At 73.0% G+C, this 17,082-nt stretch carries 15 protein-coding genes; 3 read left to right on the plus strand and 12 right to left on the minus strand.

The window, feature by feature from the left end; all coding sequences use genetic code 11:
- Positions 1–21: 21 nt before the first annotated feature.
- Positions 22–1,188, minus strand: coding sequence for a trans-sulfuration enzyme family protein (locus ACQFYA_RS00130; protein ID WP_499120372.1), 1,167 nt, complete (start codon positions 1,186–1,188; stop codon positions 22–24).
- Positions 1,188–3,083 carry a glycoside hydrolase family 2 protein gene (locus ACQFYA_RS00135; RefSeq protein ID WP_499120374.1) on the minus strand — a complete coding sequence of 632 codons (1,896 nt, stop codon included), beginning with the start codon at positions 3,081–3,083 and terminating at the stop codon, positions 1,188–1,190. Before ACQFYA_RS00135 ends, ACQFYA_RS00130 begins: the two co-directional genes overlap by 1 nt.
- Before the next feature lie 54 nt (positions 3,084–3,137).
- Between ACQFYA_RS00135 and ACQFYA_RS00140 the strand changes: the two genes are divergently transcribed.
- Complete coding sequence (locus tag ACQFYA_RS00140; RefSeq protein WP_499120376.1) at positions 3,138–4,166, plus strand: LacI family DNA-binding transcriptional regulator; 1,029 nt, start codon at positions 3,138–3,140, stop codon at positions 4,164–4,166.
- A 47-nt stretch (positions 4,167–4,213) separates the two neighbouring features.
- Here ACQFYA_RS00140 and ACQFYA_RS00145 read toward each other — a convergent pair whose 3' ends face one another.
- The 4 genes from ACQFYA_RS00145 to ACQFYA_RS00160 are packed head-to-tail and all read right to left on the minus strand — an operon-like array spanning position 4,214 to position 9,795.
- Complete coding sequence (locus ACQFYA_RS00145) at positions 4,214–6,616, minus strand: glycoside hydrolase family 31 protein (RefSeq protein WP_499120378.1); 2,403 nt, start codon at positions 6,614–6,616, stop codon at positions 4,214–4,216.
- Between the two features lie 58 nt (positions 6,617–6,674).
- A complete protein-coding gene (locus tag ACQFYA_RS00150; RefSeq protein WP_499120379.1) occupies positions 6,675–7,574 on the minus strand; it encodes a carbohydrate ABC transporter permease in 900 nt (299 codons plus the stop codon).
- Complete coding sequence (locus ACQFYA_RS00155; RefSeq protein ID WP_499120381.1) at positions 7,571–8,500, minus strand: carbohydrate ABC transporter permease; 930 nt, start codon at positions 8,498–8,500, stop codon at positions 7,571–7,573. Before ACQFYA_RS00155 ends, ACQFYA_RS00150 begins: the two co-directional genes overlap by 4 nt.
- Positions 8,497–9,795, minus strand: coding sequence for an ABC transporter substrate-binding protein (locus tag ACQFYA_RS00160; protein ID WP_499120383.1), 1,299 nt, complete (start codon positions 9,793–9,795; stop codon positions 8,497–8,499). Before ACQFYA_RS00160 ends, ACQFYA_RS00155 begins: the two co-directional genes overlap by 4 nt.
- A gap of 169 nt (positions 9,796–9,964) precedes the next feature.
- Between ACQFYA_RS00160 and ACQFYA_RS00165 the strand changes: the two genes are divergently transcribed.
- Entirely contained in the window at positions 9,965–11,311 is a 1,347-nt protein-coding gene (locus ACQFYA_RS00165) for a threonine/serine exporter family protein (RefSeq protein ID WP_499120385.1), read from the plus strand.
- Between the two features lie 30 nt (positions 11,312–11,341).
- Here the strand turns inward: ACQFYA_RS00165 and ACQFYA_RS00170 are convergent, their stop codons facing one another.
- On the minus strand, positions 11,342–12,088 hold the full coding sequence (locus ACQFYA_RS00170; RefSeq protein ID WP_499120387.1) for a sulfite exporter TauE/SafE family protein: 747 nt from the start codon (positions 12,086–12,088) through the stop codon (positions 11,342–11,344).
- A 63-nt stretch (positions 12,089–12,151) separates the two neighbouring features.
- Positions 12,152–12,889, minus strand: coding sequence for a dienelactone hydrolase family protein (locus tag ACQFYA_RS00175; protein WP_499120388.1), 738 nt, complete (start codon positions 12,887–12,889; stop codon positions 12,152–12,154).
- Positions 12,890–13,136: 247 nt separating this feature from the next.
- On the opposite strand from ACQFYA_RS00175, the gene ACQFYA_RS00180 reads away from it, so the two are divergent.
- Positions 13,137–13,487, plus strand: a complete 351-nt coding sequence (locus ACQFYA_RS00180; protein WP_499120390.1) for a hypothetical protein — start codon at positions 13,137–13,139, stop codon at positions 13,485–13,487.
- 111 nt (positions 13,488–13,598) lie between these two features.
- On the opposite strand, the gene ACQFYA_RS00185 is transcribed toward ACQFYA_RS00180, so the two are convergent.
- From ACQFYA_RS00185 to ACQFYA_RS00200, 4 genes are read right to left on the minus strand one after another with little or no spacing between them, the layout of a single operon-like run.
- Positions 13,599–14,324: a hypothetical protein gene (locus tag ACQFYA_RS00185; protein ID WP_499120391.1), complete on the minus strand. Its 726-nt coding sequence runs from the start codon at positions 14,322–14,324 to the stop codon at positions 13,599–13,601.
- A gap of 56 nt (positions 14,325–14,380) precedes the next feature.
- The gene (locus tag ACQFYA_RS00190) at positions 14,381–15,106 is read right to left on the minus strand and encodes an AAA family ATPase (RefSeq protein ID WP_499120392.1); all 726 of its coding nucleotides are present in this window, start codon (positions 15,104–15,106) and stop codon (positions 14,381–14,383) included.
- 26 nt (positions 15,107–15,132) lie between these two features.
- Positions 15,133–15,951: an ABC transporter permease gene (locus ACQFYA_RS00195; protein WP_499120394.1), complete on the minus strand. Its 819-nt coding sequence runs from the start codon at positions 15,949–15,951 to the stop codon at positions 15,133–15,135.
- Positions 15,948–16,865, minus strand: coding sequence for an ABC transporter ATP-binding protein (locus ACQFYA_RS00200; protein ID WP_499120396.1), 918 nt, complete (start codon positions 16,863–16,865; stop codon positions 15,948–15,950). The genes ACQFYA_RS00195 and ACQFYA_RS00200 overlap by 4 nt, the downstream gene beginning before the upstream one ends.
- Positions 16,866–17,082 lie beyond the last annotated feature (217 nt).

A 17,082-nucleotide genomic window follows, 5' to 3' on the forward strand; every position in this document is an offset into this window, starting at 1 on the left:
CGCGCGGCGCCCGGGCCGGCGTCAGACCGCCGCGAGCGCCCGGTCGAGGTCGTCGATCTGGTTCCGCGCGCCCTCGAGCCCGACCGACAGCCGGACGAGGCCCGGCGGGATGCCGTCGGCCGCCAGCCGGTCGGCGTTGTCGGCCCGGACGGGCGAGCTCACGAGGCTCTCGTAGCCGCCCCAGCTGACGCCGATCCGGAACACCCGCAGGCCGTCGACGAACCGGGACACGGCCGGGAACGTGCCGTCCGCGAGCTCGAGGCTCAGCAGCCCGGACCAGCCCGTGAGCTGGGCCCGCACGAGGTCACCGTCCGGTCCGGGCGCCGCGTACGGGTGGTGCACCGCCGCCACCGCGGGGTGGGCCAGCAGGTGGTCGATCACCCGCTCCGCGTTCTCCTGGTGCTGCTCCATCCGGACCGGGAGGGTCCGGAGCCCGCGCAGCACGAGGGAGGCCTCCATCGCGGACATGACCGCACCGAAGAGCTGGTGGCCCCGGTAGAAGATCTCGCGCACCAGCTCGGCCGACCCGACGACGGCGCCGCCGGTGACGTCGCTGTGCCCGCCGACGTACTTCGTGAGCGAGTGGATGACGAGGTCGACGCCGAGCTCCAGCGGCTTCTGGAACAGCGGCGTGGACCAGGTGTTGTCGATGGCGGTGAGGATGCCCCGGCGGCGGGTGACCGCGGTGAGGGCGCGCAGGTCGACGAGGCGCATGAGCATCGTGCCGGGGCTCTCCACGTACACGAGCGCGGTGTTGTCGCGGAGGTGGTCCTCGACATCGGCGCCCGGGTCGGTCAGGACCGTGTGCTCGACGCCGAACCGCTCCAGGTGCCGCGCGAGCTCCAGCGTGGGGCCGTAGACGTTGTTCACGAAGAGGACGTGGTCGCCGCCGCGCAGCAGCCCGCCGAGGACGGCCCCGATCGCCCCCATGCCGGAGCCGAAGCACTTGGCGGCCTCGCCGCGCTCGAGCAGCGCGAGCTGCCGTTCCAGGAACGCGACGGTCGGGTTGGTGCCCCGGCTGTAGACGTAGTTCTCGTGCTCCGCGGCCTGCTGGCGGGCGAACTCGGCGAACGTCGCCTTCGCGAAGAGGCTCGTCTGGAAGACCGGCGGCGCGATCGCGCCCGGCCCGCTCCCCGGCCCGTCCCAGGGCCCCGCGCAGATCTCCCGGTCGCGGTCGTCCACCGCCATCAGCGGTCCCCGGTGACGGCGCGGCGGATCTGCTCGACCGGCACCTTGGGCTCCCGGTCCGCGGTGAGCAGCCCGTTGGTCTCCTGCATCGTGTCGGTGAGCTGGGTCCAGCACGACCCGGCGAGGAAGTCGCTCGCGCGGACGGCGTCGTACAGCCCCGTGATCCGCGCGACCCAGTCGTCGCCGTCCTCCGCGCTGGTGTACCCCCAGCCGTCGGCGCGGGCCGCACCCGGCTGGTAGTTCACTCCCCCGAACTCGGTGAGCATGACCGGCTGCCCGGCGTCGGCCCACCCGCCGACGAGCTGGCGGCGGCCCGACGGGGCCATCCGGGTGACGATGCGCTCGCGCGCCGCGTCGTCCGCGTAGGTGCGCGCGAGGGCCGCGCCGTCCCCCTCGTAGTCGTGCACGGTGACGATGTCGGTGTTCTGCTGCTCCCACCCGTCGTTCGAGATCACGGGCCGGGACGGGTCGAGGGCGCGCGTGAGGTCGGTGAGGGCGCGGGAGTAGGCCTGCTGGGCCGGGTCGTCGGCCACGTGCTGGATGCCCCAGGACTCGTTGAACGGGACCCAGGTGACGATCGACGGGTGCGAGACGTCGCGGTCGACCGCCTCCATCCACTCCCGGGTCAGGCGCTGCACCGCGGTGGGCGAGAACTCGTACGCGCCGGGCGTCTCGCCCCAGACGAGGACGCCGAGGCGGTCCGCCCAGAACAGGAAGCGCGGGTCCTCGATCTTCTGGTGGATGCGGCACGCGTTGAACCCGAGCTCCTTGACGAGCTCCGCCTCGCGGCGCAGCGCGTCCGCCGACGGTGCCGTGAGGTGGCTGTCGGGCCAGTACCCCTGGTTGAGCACGGACCGCACGTCGTACGGGTACCCGTTGAGCAGGAACGCCCCGCGGGCGACGCCGACGCTCCGCACCCCGAGGTAGGAGGAGACCGCGTCGAGCACCGCGCCGTCGGCGTCGAGCAGCGACACGACGGCGTCCACGAGCCGCGGCTTCTCCGGGGACCAGGTCAGCTCGTCCTCGGCCTGCCCGTTGCGCTGCCGGGCGACCGGCACGGTCAGGTCCACCGTGGGCGTCGGGCGGACGGTGGTGACCTCGACGGTGCCGAGGTCCTCGTCGCGCTCGTCGAACCGCAGGGCGACGCGCACCCGCGAGCCGGGCGGCACCGGGCCCCGGAACCGGACGGTGAGGTCCACCGCGGCCGGGCCGGCGGGGAGCCAGCGGAGGTGGTCGATGCTCGTGCCGGGCACGGCCTCGAGCCACACGGTCTGCCAGATCCCCGTGGTCCGGCGGTACCAGATGGCGTGCGCGTCCTCGTGCCAGTCCTGCTTGCCGCGGGGCTGGGTGAGGTCGTGCGGGTCGTCCTCGGCGCGCACGACGAGCAGGTGCTCGGCACCGTCGGCGCTGTCGGCACAGTCGGCGACGTGCGCCGTGACGTCCAGGGTGAAGGGCGTGTGGCCGCCCTCGTGCTCGCCCACCAGCGCGCCGTCGATCCACACGGAGGCGCGGTAGTCCACGGCTCCGAGGTGCAGCAGGACCCGGGGCGCGGCGTCGGACCGGCCCGCGGCCGCGAGGTCGGCCGGACGGATGGTCCGCGCGTACCAGACGACGGGGTGGAACCCGGGCTCCGCGATCCCGGAGGCCACCGACTCGGGCGGGAACGGCACGGTGATCTCGCGGGCGCCGTCGGCGTCGGTCGACCAGCCGGCCGCCCAGCCCGCGGCGAGGCCGGCGTCCTCGTCGTCGTGGCGGAAGGCCCACGGCCCGTCGAGCGTGGCCCACCGCTCCCGCAGCAGCTGCGGCCGGGGGTATGTGCCGTCCTGACGGGTGGCGAGGGGAAGGCGGTCTGCGGCGGCGCCGACGGCGGCGGCGGCGTGGGTCGTCGTGGTCACGGCGCGACTATACAGCGCTGTAAACGGGGTGGTACAGACGCTACGGTGATCCCCGTGAAGAGAGTCACGCTCCAGGACGTCGCGACGCACGCGGGCGTGTCGATGAAGACCGTGTCGAACGTGGTCCGGGACTACCAGCACGTCAGCGCGGCGATGCGCGAGCGCGTGCAGGCCGCCATCGACGAGCTCGGCTACCGGCCCGACCTGCGCGGCCGCAGCCTCGCCACGGGCCGGTCGAGCATGGTGGCGCTCGCCTTCCCCGACCTGCGCCGGCCGTACTTCGCCGAGCTCGCGCACGTCTTCGCGCGGGTGAGCGCCGCCCGCGGCTACCGCCTGCTGCTCGAGGAGACCGGCGGCACCGCGGAGGGCGAGCGGACCGTGCTCCGGGACCGCGAGGCCGGCATCGTCGACGGGGTCGTCGTGCACCCGCAGGCCCTGCGGGCCGGCGACCTGGACGCGCTCCGTCGCGACACCCCGATCGTCTTCCTCGGCGAGGACCCGCAGCCGTCCGGGACGGACCAGGTCGCCATCGACAACGTCGCCGCGGCCGCGGAGGCGGTCGCGCACCTGGTCGCGCTCGGGCGGCGCCGGATCGGCTTCCTCGGGCACGAGACCGGGCCCTGGTCGTTCACGTCCGCGCTGCGGCTGGACGGGTACCGCCAGGGGCTGGACGACGCCGGGCTCCCGTTCGACGAGTCGCTGCTCGTCGCCCGCGGCGAGGGCGACGCCCTCGGGGCCGAGGCGGCGCTGGGCGAGGCCCTGGACGCCGGGCTGGAGGTCGACGGGCTCCTGTGCCGCGACGACCTCGCGGCGATCGGCGCGCTGCGCGCCCTGCGGGTGCGCGGCGTCGACGTGCCGGGCGACGTCGCGATCGTCGGCTGGGACGCGACGGTCCTCACGGCGAGCACCGTGCCGACGATCACCAGCGTCGCCCCCGACACCCACGCCCTCGCCTCCCGCGCGCTCGACCTGCTCCTGGAGCGGATCGACGGGCTCGACGCGCCGGGCAGGCACGTGACGGTCGGGCACGGCCTGCTCGTCCGCGAGAGCGCCCCGGAACCGGCTGCGCCCGACCCGCGGTGAGGTGACGCCCCGAGGGGGTGGGGCGTCGCGGGCCGGGCGCGACGGGGTCAGGCCGGGGCGTCCACGACCGTCGCGAGCAGCTCGACGACGGCGCCACGGACGTCGTCCGGCAGGCCCACGGTCTCCAGCTCGGCCAGCCGCTCGACGGTCCCGCGCCCGCTGGTCACGACCTCCCACGCCGCGAGCTTCTCCGGGTTGCCCGCCTGGGCACGCTCCAGCACCGTCCGCACGGCCTCGGCCGGGTCGACGCCCACGCGCAGCGGGGCCCCGCCGACGCGCACCACGGCGCCCGCCCCCGACGCGGCGGTGAACGACACGCTCCACCGGCCGTCCTGGCCGGACACCGGCACGGGCCGTCCGTCGACGGTCACCTCGCCGCCGGGCCGCCGCGCGAGGAACGTGACCGTCCACTCGCGGTGCGCGGGCACGACGTCGGCGCGGCCCTCGACCGCCCCGACCCGCAGCTCCCGGCGCTCCTGGTCCCAGACCAGGGGCGTCGTCGCCGCCGGCCCCGCGGTCGCCTCGCGGTCGTCCTCGGCGTCCTCGGCCAGGTCGAACCGTCCGGGCGCCCCCGGCACGACGAGCACCTCGAGGGCCGCCGGGTTGCGGGTCGCGTCCCGCTCGGAGTCGGCCGCGAGCGGCAGGACGCCGCCCTCGCGCAGGAGCACGGGCACCGACTCGATCGGGCGGTGCAGCTCGACGTGCCGGTCCCCCGGGTACACCGCGCCCGTGAAGACGTCGGTCCAGCGGCCCGCGGGCAGCCACGCCCGCGTGCTGCTCAGCAGCGACACCCGGCTGCGCGGCGTCACCACGGGGGCCACGACCAACTCGGTGCCGAAGGCGTACTCGTTCGGCACCGAGTAGGCCTCGCCGCGGTACGGCTCCAGGTGGTACATCGGCCGCACCAGGGGCGTGCCGGCGGCGGCCAGGTGGTTCATCGAGTGCAGGTACGGCACGAGGCGGTGCCGGAACCGCAGCGCGTCGCCCATCGCCTGCCGGTGCTCGGCGGGGAAGAGCCACGGCTCCTTGCGGATGAACGGGTTGTTGGCCGAGTGCAGGCGCATGATCGGCGAGAGGACGCCGAACTGCACCCACCGGGTGGCCAGCTCGTCGTCCCGGACGCCGCGCGTGTGCCCGCCGATGTCGTGGCTCCACCAGCAGTACCCGACGTTCGACGCGGTCGCCGTGAACTCCGGCTGGAACGCGAGCGACTCCCACGAGACCACCGCGTCGCCGGAGAAGCCGACCGCGTACCGGTGGCTGCCCGGCCCCGCGTACCGGGAGAAGGTCATGCCCGGCCCGCCGTGCCGCGCGGCGTCGAGGTGGTGGAAGTGGTTGAGCAGCCACAGCGGGTCGACGCCGCGCAGGCCCGAGGTGCGCCCCTGCTGCCAGTCGATCCACCAGAAGTCCACGCCCTGCTCCTCGAGCGGGTGGTGCAGCAGCTCGAAGTAGGCGCGCAGGAACGCCGGGTCGGCGGGGTCGAACGACACGGGGGTCTCGGTGGCAGGGTCGATCCCGACCGCCTCGGCCATCTGCGGGTAGGCGTCCTCGAAGGCGCGCACGCCGTCGGCGGGGTGCAGGTTGAGGGTGGTGCGCATGCCCCGCTCGTGCAGCGCGCCCAGGAACGCCGCCGGGTCGGGGAACAGGGTGCGCTCCCAGGAGTACCCGGTCCAGCCGTTGCCGTACTGCGGCGGCACGGACCCGACGCGGTGCCAGTCCATGTCGATCACGGCGACGGAGAGCGGGACGCCCTCCTCGTCGAAGCGGTCCATCAGCTCGATGTAGGACTCGTCGGAGTACGGGTGGTACCGGCTCCACCAGTTGCCCAGCGCCCAGCGCGGCAGGCGCATCGGCGCCCCGGAGACGGCGTAGAGCTCGCGGACCGCGCGGGCGTAGTCGCGCCCGTGCGCGAAGACGTAGAGGTCGCGGCGCCCCTCCGCCCGCGTGCCGATCCACCCGTCGTCGGCGAACAGGAACGACTCGGTGTCGTCGACCACCCCGATACCGTCCGGGGACACGACGCCGGGCTCGAGGTCGATGCGCCCGTCCGCGTCGTCGAGGGTCCGGGCCGTGCCGCCCAGGTCGTGCGTCGGCTCGCCGTAGCGCCACCGGCCGGAGTCCCGGCCGCGCAGCTCGACCACGAGCCCCTGCGCGGTCGGCTCGTGGCCGTCGTACCGCAGGCGGGCGTGCGGCGTCGTGATCTCGACGCCGTCGCCGAAGGGCTGCGCGGTGAACTCGGCCGCGCCGAGGTCGCGCCGGACGGCGAACGTCGACGCGCGGTCCTCGAACCCGCCGTCGGGCGACCACTCGACCCGGAACAGGCAGTCGGTCAGGACGGTGACGCGCCAGCGGGCGCCGCGGACCTCCTGCTCGGCACGGTCCTGCGGGGCCGCGCCGGGCAGCGGGCGGACGACGGGCAGCGGGCGTCGGGTGTCGACGACGTCGGTCACGGGTACTCCTCCGGGGTGGTGCACGGTGGTCGGTGTCCGCGGCGGGCCGCGGGCGGGCTCAGCTCTTGACCGCGCCCTGGGTGATGCCGCTGATGACCCAGCGCTGCGCGAACAGGTACACGACGATGGTCGGCGCCATCGCCATGAGGTACGAGGCGAACGCGACGTTGTAGTTGGTGCCGAACTGGCTCTGGAAGATGTTCTGCACCACGGGCAGCACCTGCAACGTCGGGTCGGACACGATCATCGACGGCAGCATGAAGTCGTTCCACGACGCGAGGAACGCGAAGATGCCGACCGTCGCGATCATCGGCCCCAGCAGCGGCAGGATGATGCGCCAGAAGACCTGCCACGTCGTCGCGCCGTCGATGCGGGCGCTCTCCTCCAGCTCGACCGGGATCGACCGGAGGTACGCCGAGAACAGCAGCACGCTGAACGCGAGCTGGAACATCGCGTGCAGGATGGCGACGCCCAGCGGGTTGTCGAGGCCCGTGAGGGCGGTGAGCTTGATCTCCGTCAGCGCGATCACGGGGAACGGCAGGAACATCGACGCGAGCAGGTACACGAACGACCAGCGGAAGAACCGGTGCGACCAGTACCGCACGATCGCGTACGACGCGAGCGAGCTCAGCAGCAGCGTGAGGGCGACGGTGAGCGCCGCGACGCCCACGGAGATGCTGAACGACACGGGGAACCGGGTCAGCCGCCAGGCCTCGGCGAAGCTCTCCGGGTTGAACGGCGCCGGCAGGGCGAAGGCATTGCCCGCCACGGACTGCTCGCTGGTCTTGAACCCCATCATGACCGTGACGTAGAGGGGGGCGAGCACGGTGAGCGAGCACAGGGCGAGCGCGACGGTCAGCGGCCAGCTCCTGCGGTGCGTGCGTGCGGGGCGGCGACGGTCGCGGACCGGCGCCGGGGCGCGCCCGTCGCGCGGGGCCGCGGTGGCGATGGCGGTCACAGGCGGATGTTCCTTCCACGGGAGACGACGAGCTGCAGCACGGAGATGACCACCGTGATCACGAAGAAGACGGTCGCGTTGGCCATCTGGTAGGCGTAGTCGCCGCCCGTGAAGCCGCCGAAGATCGTCATCGCGACGCTGCTCGTGGCGTTGCCGGGCCCACCGCCGGTGAGGCCGACGATGACGTCGTAGACGCCGAGGTACCCCTTGATGCCCAGGATCGTGTTGATGAGCACGAAGCCGGCGATGAGCGGCAGCGTGATGGAGCGGAACTGCCGCCAGGGCCCGGCGCCGTCCAGCGAGCTCGCCTCGTAGAGGTCGCCCGGGATGGACGTGAGGCCGGCCGTGTAGACGAGCAGGGCGCCCGGGATGGTCTGCCAGGCCGACACGACGACGATGGCGAGCCAGGCGAGGTCGGGGTTGCCGAGGATGCTCTGGCTGAGCGGGTCGAATCCGACCGACGTGGCGAACGCCGGCAGCGTGTTCGAGAACAGGTAGTTGAAGACGTAGGCGACGACGATCCCCGACACGACCATCGGGATCACGAAGATCGCCCGCAGCCCCGCGGCGAAGCGGATGCGCTTGGACAGGCCGATGGCGAGGACCAGGGCGATCACCTGCGCCACGATCACCGTGACGACGGCGAACCCGAGGGTGAACCCGTAGGCCTCGCGGATGCCGGGGTCGCCGAGCAGGGCCGTGTAGTTCCGCAGGCCCAGGAAGCTCCAGCCCCCGAACCCGACGTAGTCGGTGAAGCTGTAGAAGATGCCCACCAGCGCGGGGATCACCACGAACGCGGTGAACACCACCAGGGCGGGGACGAGGAACAGGTAGGCGATCGCCTCCGGGCGACCGTGCCGCCGGCGTCGGCCCGTCGCGGTGCTCGGCGCGGCGGTACGCGTCGACGGGGTCATGGTCTGGGTCATACCGTCGCCTCCCGGCCCGCGAGCCGGCGCCAGTCGGCGTCGAGCTGGTCGAGCATCGTCTCGAAGTCGCCCGAGCGGATCGCCTCCTGCAGGTAGTTGCCCAGCGGGATGGAGGTCGGGACGAAGGTGCCGGCGCCCTGGTAGAACGCGGCGGAGTCGACGTACTGCTGCAGGCCGGCGAGCCGCTCGTCCTGCTGCGGCGGCCCGTCCTTCAGCGTCGAGTACGCCAGGTTGTCGGCGTTGTACGCGTTGAGGATCTCGGGGCGCATGAGGAACTCCACGAGCTCTTCCGCCTCCGCGCGGTGCGGGGTGTCGACGGGGATGTAGAGGCAGAGGTCGATGTTGACGCGCGCCTGGCGCTCGTCGGGGTCCTCGCTCACCGGCAGGGCGAACGTCCCGACCTCGAGGTCCTTGTCGACGAGGGCGATCTGGCTCAGCGCCCAGGGGCCCTGCAGGTACATCGCCGCCTTGCCCTGACCGAACGCCAGGTTGCCGTCGGCGTAGCCGCGCACGGCGTGGTCCGGGTTGAAGAACGACGAGATCGTCTTGGCCCGCTCCATCGGGAGCGCCAGCGTCTTCGCGAACGAGACGTCGGAGTCGGGCCCGACGTCGGTCCCGAGCTCCTTCATCCGGCCGAAGAACTCGCCCGGGTCGACGAGGCTGCCGACGGAGTAGTCGAACAGCCCCTGCCACAGCGTCCAGGTGTCCCGGTCGGTCGCGTAGATCGGCGTGACGCCGGCCTTCTGCAGCTCCGTGCAGACGTCGACGAACTCGGTCCAGGTGGTCGGGACGGGCAGGTCGTGCTCGGCGAAGATCGCCTTGTTGTAGATGACCCCGGCGGCCGCCAGCGAGTACGGCAGCACGCTCGTGCGGCCCGCGTAGGTCGCGTACTGGTCCGTGAGCTCGCTGATGTCGGTCCGCACGGTCGCCGCCGACGGCAGGGTCGACAGGTCGCCCATCTGCCCCCGGGAGACGTAGCGGGCCAGCTCCAGGTTGTCGTTGAAGCAGCCGACGTCGCCGGGCTCGTTCCGCACGAACTGGGGCGCGATCGCCGTCGTCGAGTCGTGCACGACGCGGATGTGCGGGTTCTTCTTCTCGAAGCGCCGCAGCAGGTCGTCGAAGTAGGCGATGACCTCCTGCTTCTGCTCGTAGAAGGTGATCTGGGTGCGACCACCGGCACCGCTCGGCGGGGCGCACGCCGACAGCGGGACGGCCGCCAGCACACCGGCTGCCCCCGCAAGGAACGAGCGCCGGCTCACCGTTCTCGGCGGACCGGCCATCGTCTTCGATCTCACGCGACGTCTCCTTCGACCACGATCGGCACCGCCTTCGTCGACGGGCCGCAGTGAACATACAGCGCTGTAAATTGAGGGTCAAGGTCGCCGGTCACGGTCGCCGTCCCGGGGCCGCGGGCCTAGCCTGGCGAGCGTTCCACGGCGTGCACCCGGCGGAGGGCGGCGGACGGTGACCGAGAGCGACCACGCGAGCGCCCGGCGTCGCCTCCTGCGGGTGCGCCTCCCGAGGTTCTCGCTGCGGCGCCGGTCGCTCGAGGCCGAGCCGGTGGTGGACGCCGCGTCCGAGCGGCTGCAGGAGTTCCTAGTGGCGCTCGGGGGCGCGCTGCTCACGGTCGGCACGGCGGCCACCGACATCCAGCACACGCTCAAGCGCGTCGCCGTCGCGCTCGGCTCGCCGCAGACGTCCCTGTTCGTGTTCCCGACCCTGATCCTCATCCGGATGCCGGGCGACACGGAGACGAGGTTCGACGTCGCGGCGTCCGCGGGCGGCGAGGTCCGGTTCGACCGCGCCGCCCAGGTCTACGCCGTCGTGGACCATGCGGTCGCGGGCCGGATCGACGCGTCCGAGGGAGTCGACCGGCTGCGGGCGGTCGCGGACGCGCACCCGCGCTTCCCGGGGTGGGTCCGCACGGCCGGGCACGGGCTGGCCGCGGCGGGGCTCGGGCTGGTCCTGCTCGGCGGCAACCCCGTGAGCCTGCTGTACGCGTTCGTCCTCGGCGTCCTCGTCGGGGCGGTCAAGCTCACCGTGCGGCCCGGGACGTACGCCGCCACCCTGCTGCCCGTCGTGACCGCCTTCGTGCTGGCGCTGCTGGTCTTCGGGCTCGCCGACACCACCGTCGTGAGCGAGCCGTTGCAGGTGCTGGTGCCGCCGCTGGTCACGCTGCTGCCCGGCGCCGCGCTCACGACGGGGGTCCAGGAGCTGGCCGCCGGCGACATGGTGGCGGGGTCCAGCCGCCTCGTGTCCGGCATGGCGCAGCTGCTGTTCCTCGCCTTCGGGATCCTCGCGGCCCTGGCGATCACCGACGTGCCGAGCTCGGCCGCCCTCGCCTCCTCCCCCACGACGCTCGGCGCGTTCCAGCCCTGGATCGGCGTCCTGCTCTTCTCGGTCGGCATCTTCCTGTACCACTGCGGGCCGCCACGCTCGCTCTTCTTCCTCACCGTCGTCCTGCTGGTCGCCTACGGCGGGCAGCTGGCCGGCGCGGCGGTCACGAACGGCGTCTACAGCGGCTTCCTCGGCGCGGCCGCGCTGACCCTGTGCGCCTACCTCGTGCAGACGGTCCGGGGCGCGCCGCCCGCCGTCGTCTGCTTCCTCCCCGCGTTCTGGCTGCTCGTGCCCGGGGCGACCGGGCTGATCGGCCTCACCCAGTCGGCCAGCGGGGCCGCCGTCGCCTCCGCCAGCCTGCCGACGATCGCCGGGTCGATCGTCTCCATCGCCCTCGGCGTCCTCGTCGGGACGGCGCTGTACCGGCAGATCTACACGATGGCGCCCGCCCGGTGGCGCCTGCGCCCCACGTGACCGGCCGCTCCGGGACCGCCCTCCGGCAGGTCAGAGCAGCAGCAGGTTCAGCGCCGCGAGCGCCACGAGCACGGTGACCAGGCGCTCGAACAGGCGCTGGTCCACGTGGCCGATGACCTTGCGCCCGATCCACGTGCCGACCAGCACGACCGGCGCGAGCACGGCCCACAGCGCGACCGTCTCGGTGCGCACGATCCCCACGCCCACGGCGACCGGCAGCTTGATCACGTTGACCGTGAAGAAGAACCACGCCGTCGTCCCGAGGAACCGCCACTTCTCGTACCGGGCGGCGAGCAGGTAGAGGCTCATCGGCGGGCCGCCGGCGTTCGCCACCATCGTGGTGAAGCCGGCCAGGCCGCCGTAGCCGACGGTGGCCAGGCGGGTGTCGGTGCGCAGGTGGTCGCGCCAGAGGTTGAGCACCAGCAGGGCGAGCAGAATCGCGCCGATCGTGCGCCGCATGACGTCGTCGCTCACCATCGTGAGGAAGACCGCGCCGAGGCCCACGCCGACCAGCACGGGCGCGAGCAGGCGACCGATGACCCGGAAGTCGGCGTGCTTGCGGTAGGCCCAGATCGCGACGAGGTCGCCGGTCACCAGCAGCAGGAGGACGGCGCCCGTCGAGTCCTTGGCCGGGATGACGAGGGCCATGAGCGCCGCGGCGATCATGCCCAGGCCGCCCAGCGCCGTCTTCGAGAAGCCGACGAGCAGCGCGACCAGGGCGGCGACGGCCCACCCGGTCCACGGGAGCCCGGCGATCAGGGGGGCGGGCTCGAGCACCCGGGAAGCGTAGCCCTCTCCGCCCCGGGCCGTGCCCGGCGTCCGGCATGCAGAGGACCGGTCTCACCTCAGGTGCCGGGCGAAGAACCGGGCCGCGTCCTCCCCCGCGAACGACGGGACGCCGGTGTGCCCGCCCAGGTTGGCCTGCAGCGTCTTCTCGGCGGAGCCGAAGGCGTCGAACAGGTCCAGCGCCATCCGCCGGTCGTTCCACTGGTCGTCCCACTGCAGCAGGACGTGCACCGGGATCGTGACCCGACGGGCCTCGTCGAGGATGGCGCGGGGCACGTAGCTCCCGGCGAAGAGGCCGGCGGCCACGATGCGCGGCTCGACCGCCGCGAGCCGGACGCCGACGGCGATCACCCCGCCCGAGAACCCGACCGGGCCGCCGATCTCGGGCAGGGCCAGGAGGGCGTCCAGGGTGGTCCGCCATTCCGGGACCGCCCGGTCGACGAGCGGGAGGACGAGCCGGTCGACGATCTCGTCGTCCACCGGGTCGCCGGCCTCGAGCGCCCGGCGGAGGTCGGCGCGGGCCTGGTCGACGTCGGGCAGAGGGGGGCGGTCACCGCCCCCGGGGAGCTCGATGGTGGCCGCGGCGAAGCCGTGCGCCGCGGCGTCGCGGGCCCGCCCGGTGAGCCGGGGGTGCATCCTGCCGAGCCCCCCGGGGTGGCCGAGCAGGATCAGCGGCGCCGGGGCGGACGCGGACGCGGAGGCGGGCGTCCACAGGACGCCGGGGATGTCGTCGAGGGTGAGCTCGCGTTCGAGGACGCCGTCGTCGAGGCGTCGTTCAGAGGTGATGTGCATGGTCGTGCCTTTCGGGAGTGCTCCTGGATCGGCGCTCCCGGACGACCTATCGCCCGACCGTGACCCCGCAGGGGAGCACCCATGTCGATACTGCGTTCACGGGTACCACCTCCTCGGTCTCTCGCACGGCCTCCGGCAGGCTAGCAGCGGGATCCTGCGCGCGCTCAGATCCATACCCATCCGCTCTCCGGAGGACTCCGAACCCACGACGCCCGATCAAGATCACGAACACGATGGAGGGATCATCATGCGCAAGATCTGGACCAAGGCTGCTGTCGTCACCGTCACCGGCGGTGCGCTCGTCCTCGGCGGTGCCGGGATGGCGAGCGCCGACACCGGGGACCACTCGGAGCGGAGCTCCGAGCACACCGACACGCGGGTCGACGACGTCAGCGACGTGTCGCTGGACGACCTCCTCGACGGCACCGTCGACGTGGACGACCTCGTCAGCGGCAACAACGTGCTGAACGGGGTCGACGTCGACGTGGCGGACATCCTGAACGGTGTCCTGAGCGGCAACGAGTCGAGCTCCGACGTGGACAGCGACACCTCGTCGTCGCAGGACGGCGACGGCCTGCTGGGCGGTCTCCTGAACTGACGGCCCTTTGCGGTCGTTCTCCGCAGTGCCGGTGTGGCACCCACCCGACCCGGGTGGGTGCCACACCCATGAGCCCGCCGGGACCGTGCCGCGAGCCCGGGAGTCAGCCCCTCACCTTCGTGCGGGGAAGTCCAGGACACCCGCCAGGTCGGCCCGGCTGTCGTCGAACAGGGCGACTCTCGACAGAGGGTCGGGCTGGTGTGCGTTCAGATCGCCGAGGATCCTTCCGTACGTCCGCGACTCGCTCTGGTCTGTCTCGAGGTGAAGCAGATCCGCGATCCGGACGAGCGCAGCCGGATCGGTCGTCTCGATCTCCGCGAACGCACCCAGGGGCGAGGGGAACCGGTCCAGGCACACCTCCCAACCGTCTCCCCGAAAGACGGAACGGCGCTTCTCGATCAGAGCCCGGACGCGGAGAGGCCCGAGCTGCGCACGAAGGGCCGTCAGCCACGACAGGGTGCCGACAGCGGTCGAAGGCGGTGCCTCGATCTGCACTCCGGCCAATCGATCGAGCTCGTCGCCGACGAAGGCGGACACGCGACGCGCCTTCTCGGACCCGTCCGCCTCGTACTCGATCTCCTCGTTGTCCTGAAACCGAGGATGCCCGCCGGTCGCGTCCGCACGGGCGACCTTCAGCGTGATCAGCTCGCCCACGGTGTCCTTGCGTCGCACGACTCGGTGTCGCAGGAGCAGGCCAGCAGCGCGCATCGCGTAGTTCTCCGTGTCGACGACGCAGTCGAGCTCGGTTCGGGAGCCGACGTACACGGACCCGTCGAGGTCGAGCAGCCCCTCCATGAGGTCGAGCGCGCTCGACGCGTCATCGAGCGGGAACTTCATCTCACACTCACGCAAGGCAACCTCTTCCCGTCGACACCGATCGGGCGGAGAACCACTCACTCACCCAGCAGATGGCGCAGGTAGCGCCCGGGCGCGTCGAGGAACGCGCGCCAGTGCTGCACGAGCTCGAGGTCCTCCCACGCCGTCGGGCGCAGGCCCCACGGCCCGACCTCCAGGATCGTCGCGCCCGGCAGTGCCGCCAGCACCGGCGAGTGCGTGGCGCACAGCACCTGCCCGCCGCGGCCGGCCAGGTCCGCGAGCACGCTCATGAGGCTCAGGGTCGAGGAGAAGCTCAGCGCCGCCTCGGGCTCGTCGAGGCAGTACAGGCCGGACCCGTCGAACCGGGACTCGAGGACGGCGAGGAAGGACTCGCCGTGGCTCATCTCGTGGAACACCGGGTCCCTCGGTCCGGGGTGCTCCTCGAGGAACGTGTACCAGCCGTGCATCGTCTCGGCGCGCAGGAAGAAGCCCCACCGCCCCGACCCGACGCCGCGCTGCAGCCGGACGGCGCGGTGCAGCGGGGACTCGGTGTCGCGCGTCGTGTGCCGCCCGTGCGCGGTGCCGCCCTCGGGCGACAGGCCGTAGGCCACCGCCACGGCCTCCACGAGCGTCGACTTGCCGCTGCCGTTCTCCCCGACCAGGAACGTGACGCCTGGCGCGAGCTCGAGCCCGTCGCTCAGTACCTGCTCGACGGCGGGGATGGTGCGCGGCCACACACCTGCGGGCAGCGGTCGCTCCGCGTCCGGCGCGACCCGGACCACGGGCGGCTGCGAGAACTCCACATGGGCATCATCCCCCGGACACCCGGTCAGACGTCCCGGCGACGGACGACCGCGCAGGCCACCGCCACCATGACCGCCGTCCAGACCAGGACCGCGAGGACGCTCCACGCGAGGGTCGCACCGCCGGCGGGTCCGTCCGGGAGCTCGAGCACCGTGCCCTCCGGGCCCGGGAGCGTGCGGGCGAAACGGTCGACGGCGTCGACCGGGATCGCCTGCAGCAGCGCGGGCACGACGTAGAGGAAGCCGAGCGTCGAGGCGATGCCTCCGGCGCTCGACCGGATGACGAGTCCGAAGGCCAGGGCGATCACCGCGACGGCGGCTTGGTAGAAGGCCGTGCCGGCGAGCACCCGCAGCACGACCGGGTCGGTGATCCCGCCGACCGCCCCCTGGCCGAGCACGGTGGCCGCGCCGAGGAAGGACACCACGGCCGACACGAGGGAGACGACGGCCACCGCCACCGCCACCACGACCACCTTCGCGAGGACGACCGGGACCCGGCGCGGCACGACGGCGAACGTGGCGAGAACGGCACCGCGCTCGTACTCGGCGGTCCCGACGAGCGTCCCGAGGACGACGACGAGCAGGAGCGGGAGGTAGCTCGTGTCCGTGACCGCGCCGACCGCCTCGGCGAGCGCGGCGTCGGCGCCGGCCGCGCCGTCGCGCCGGGTGAGCGCGGTGACGAGCGCGACGACGATCGGCACGAGCAGGGCGAGCGAGAGGAGCCACCACGTCGACCGCAGGCCCCGCGCCTTGAGCGACTCCGACGCGACCAGGCCCCCGAACGCCAGCCGTGGGGCTCGGTCGGACACCGGCGCTGTGGCCGCCCGGGCTGCTGGTGCGGTCATCGTGAGGCCCCGTCCGTCGAGTACTCCACGGCGTCCTTCGTCAGCTCGAAGAACGCGTCCTCCAAGGAGACGTGCTGCGGGACGAGCTCCGCGAGCGTCGTGCCGGTCCGCATCGCGAGCGCGCCGACCTCGTCGCTCGACAGCCCGGTCACCGTGAGCACCCGCTCCTCCGTGGACGCGACGGCGCCGCCGGACGCACGGACCTCGGCGGCCAGCGCGTCGGCCGCCTCCGTGGTCCGGACCCGGACGCTGCCGCCCGTCGCGGCGGCGACGATCTCCTCGACGGTCCCGCTGGCGACGAGCCGTCCCCGTCCCAGGACGACGACGTCGTCCGCCGTCATCGACATCTCGCTCATCAGGTGGCTCGACACGAGCACGGTCGTGCCCTGCGCGGCGAGGCCGCGCACCAGCTCACGGACCCAGTGCACGCCGTCCGGGTCGAGCCCGTTGACCGGCTCGTCGAGCACGAGGGTGCGCGGGCGCCCCAGCAGTGCGGCGGCGATGCCGAGGCGCTGCCCCATGCCGAGCGAGTACGTGCCGATGCGACGCCCCGCCACCGCGGCGAGGCCCGTCGACTCCAGCACCTCGTCCACGCGGGCAGCGGGCAGCCGGTGAGTCAGCGCGACCGACCGGAGGTGGGTCCGCGCCGTGCGGCCGGGGTGCACCGCGTGGGCGTCGAGCATGGCGCCGACGGCCGTGAGCGGCGCGGGATCGTCGACGAACGGCTTCCCGTCGATCCGCACGGTCCCGCTCGTCGGACGGTGCAGGCCGAGGATCATGCGCATCGTCGTCGACTTGCCCGCGCCGTTCGGACCCAGGAGGCCGGTGACGCGCCCCGTGCGCACGACGAAGCTCAGATCGTCGACGGCCAGGGTGTCCCCGTACGTCTTGGTGAGGCGCTCGACCTCGATCATCGGAGGCGCTCGCCGCTCGGCGTGTTCGGCATGAGGCGACTCAAGCATCCTCCGACGGCTCACCACGCGCGACACGCACGCGAGAGGTCCGCATGCGCACGGCCCCGCCACCAGGCCGGCCGGGGACCGCACGGTCCATCGAGACCTGCAGCCTGGTGAAGAAGGCGTCTTTGAGCCTCTACTCGACGCAGCCGCTCTCGTGCACGCGCACACGTTC

It is taken from the genome of Promicromonospora sp. Marseille-Q5078, assembly GCF_050315395.1.
Lineage (GTDB): Bacteria > Actinomycetota > Actinomycetes > Actinomycetales > Cellulomonadaceae > Isoptericola.

Coding starts and splice junctions, on each gene's coding strand:
- ACQFYA_RS00130 (WP_499120372.1), bottom strand. CDS start 1,188: ATGGCGGTGGACGACCGCGACCGGGAGATCTGCGCGGGGCCCTGGGAC.
- ACQFYA_RS00180 (WP_499120390.1), top strand. CDS start 13,137: ATGCGCAAGATCTGGACCAAGGCTGCTGTCGTCACCGTCACCGGCGGT.
- ACQFYA_RS00155 (WP_499120381.1), bottom strand. CDS start 8,500: ATGACCCAGACCATGACCCCGTCGACGCGTACCGCCGCGCCGAGCACC.
- ACQFYA_RS00175 (WP_499120388.1), bottom strand. CDS start 12,889: ATGCACATCACCTCTGAACGACGCCTCGACGACGGCGTCCTCGAACGC.
- ACQFYA_RS00195 (WP_499120394.1), bottom strand. CDS start 15,951: ATGACCGCACCAGCAGCCCGGGCGGCCACAGCGCCGGTGTCCGACCGA.
- ACQFYA_RS00185 (WP_499120391.1), bottom strand. CDS start 14,324: ATGAAGTTCCCGCTCGATGACGCGTCGAGCGCGCTCGACCTCATGGAG.
- ACQFYA_RS00200 (WP_499120396.1), bottom strand. CDS start 16,865: ATGATCGAGGTCGAGCGCCTCACCAAGACGTACGGGGACACCCTGGCC.